This window comes from Frisingicoccus sp. (genome assembly GCA_016298055.1).
GTDB lineage: Bacteria > Bacillota > Clostridia > Lachnospirales > Lachnospiraceae > Frisingicoccus.
In genome coordinates, this window is record JAEDDO010000232.1 from 1 (window position 1) to 2,565 (window position 2,565).

Below are 2,565 nucleotides of genomic sequence, written 5' to 3' on the forward strand. Positions count from 1 at the left end.
GAGAGAGATTCTCACAAAGGCATGATTATCGGGAAGCAGGGAAGCATGCTTAAAAAGATCGGACAGAATGCCCGCATTGAGATTGAAAATCTGCTGGATACGAAAGTAAATCTCCAGCTCTGGGTAAAGGTCAAGAAGGACTGGAGAGACAGTGATTTTCTTATAAAGAACTTCGGATATGATAAAAACGATTATTAGGTGATAGGATGGTTGAGTCAGTTGAAGTGACCGCTATGGTCATTGGGACATCCCCGGTAAATGAATATGACAAACGTGTGGTGCTTTTGACAAAGGAGCGGGGGAAGATTACCGCCTTTGCCAGAGGTGCACGCCGGCAGTACAGTGCATTGATGGGCAGTACACAGCTTTTTGCTTTCGGTACTTTTCGGGTCATCGAAGGCAAAAATGCCTATACTCTGGTGTCGGCTGAGATTAAAAATTATTTTGAACAACTCCCGAAGGACCCGATCAGAGCCTGTTATGCTTCTTATTTTCTTGAAATGGCATCTTACTATGCCAGAGAGAACAATAATGAAGTGGAACTTTTAAAGCTTCTCTACCAGACGCTCAGGATTTTATGCAGGGATGCGGTTCCGATGCCCCTCATTCGGGTCATCTATGAGCTTCGGATTTTTGTGGTCAACGGGGAGTATCCGGAATGTTTCCATTGCATTCATTGCGGAAATGAGACAGCACTTTCACATTTCAGCCCGGCAAGAAGCGGTATGATCTGTGACCGGTGTTTGTCGGAGGGGGGAAGACTTTATTTTATTTCACCTTCCACGCTCTATACGATTCAATATATACTGACGGCACCGATTGAAAAGCTCTATACATTCAATGTGTCCCCGGAAGTCCTTCGGGAACTTCAGAAGATGATGAAGGGTTACATAGAAGAACATATTGATAAAACTTTCAAATCTCTGGAGATTCTGGAGCTTATGGAAGATACGATTGTACAAAATATAGAAAAATCTTGAAAAAAGTATAGATAAAGTATACAATAAAACAAGCGAATAGAAATAGCGAGGTATTAACATTATGGAAAAGACAATGGAAAAAATTGTTGCTTTGGCAAAAGCAAGAGGTTTTGTATATCCAGGTTCCGAAATCTATGGCGGACTTGCAAACACATGGGATTACGGCAATCTTGGCGTTGAGTTGAAAAATAATGTAAAACGTGCATGGTGGCAGAAATTTATTCAGGAAAATCCTTACAACGTCGGTGTTGACTGTGCGATTCTTATGAATCCTCAGACATGGGTGGCTTCCGGACATCTTGGCGGCTTCTCCGATCCTTTAATGGACTGTAAAGAATGTCATGAACGTTTCCGTGCCGACAAGATCATCGAAGATTTCAGTGCTGCAAACGGTATTGAACTGAAAAGTTCTGTTGACGGCTGGAGCAATGAAGAGATGCAGGACTTTATTGCGGAGCATAAGATTCCGTGTCCAACATGCGGTGCCCACAATTTTACAGATATCCGTCAGTTCAACCTGATGTTCAAAACATTCCAGGGTGTTACAGAGGATGCAAAAAATACTGTTTACTTAAGACCGGAGACAGCTCAGGGTATTTTTGTAAACTTTAAAAATGTTCAGAGAACATCCCGTAAGAAGATTCCATTTGGTATCGGTCAGATCGGTAAATCTTTCCGTAACGAGATTACACCGGGTAACTTTACATTCCGTACACGTGAGTTCGAGCAGATGGAACTTGAATTCTTCTGTGAACCGGACACAGACCTTGAATGGTTTGCATACTGGAAGGATTTCTGCATTAACTGGCTGAAATCTCTCGGAATGAAAGAAGAAGAGATGCGTGTACGCGATCACGATCAGGAAGAACTGTCCTTCTACAGTAAAGCAACTTCCGATATCGAATTCCTTTTCCCATTCGGATGGGGCGAACTTTGGGGTATTGCTGACCGTACAGACTATGACCTGACACAGCATCAGAATGTTTCCGGCGTTGATCTGACATATTTCGACGACCAGAAGAAAGAAAAATATATTCCATATGTTATTGAGCCATCTCTTGGTGCAGACCGAGTTGTTCTCGCATTCCTCTGCGGTGCTTATGATGAAGAAGAGCTTGAAGGCGGTGACATGCGTACGGTACTTCGATTCCATCCGGCCCTTGCTCCTGTTAAAGTGGGTGTGCTGCCATTATCAAAGAAATTGAATGAGGGCGCAGAGAAAGTATTTTCACAGCTGAGTAAGAAATATAACTGTGAATATGATGACAGAGGCAACATAGGAAAACGTTACCGTCGCCAGGATGAGATCGGTACACCATTCTGTGTAACTTACGATTTCGATTCTGAAGAAGACGGATGCGTAACTGTTCGTGAGCGTGATTCCATGGCTCAGGAACGTATCAAAATTGAAGATTTAGAGGCATATTTTGAAGAGAAGTTTCGTTTCTAATCTTGACTATTTAAGGAGTATGTTATAAAATTAACATGATACCAACGTGAAAAAATCCGCAGGTATCATAGGGGCAAATATTTTGACCCAAATATTTTAGCATATATATTTTAAGAATAATTTAGGGGGGAATAA

3 protein-coding genes are annotated in these 2,565 nt (G+C 42.0%); all 3 read left to right on the top strand.

From position 1 onward, the window contains the following. Positions 1-198: KH domain-containing protein (locus QZZ35_RS10970; protein WP_291237438.1), on the top strand; the 198-nt coding region annotated here is incomplete at its 5' end. 8 nt (positions 199-206) lie between these two features. Next, positions 207-980, top strand: coding sequence for a DNA repair protein RecO (recO, locus tag QZZ35_RS10975; protein WP_291237439.1), 774 nt, complete (start codon positions 207-209; stop codon positions 978-980). Between the two features lie 61 nt (positions 981-1,041). After that, positions 1,042-2,430: a glycine--tRNA ligase gene (locus QZZ35_RS10980; RefSeq protein ID WP_291237440.1), complete on the top strand. Its 1,389-nt coding sequence runs from the start codon at positions 1,042-1,044 to the stop codon at positions 2,428-2,430. The last annotated feature ends 135 nt before the right edge of the window (positions 2,431-2,565 follow it).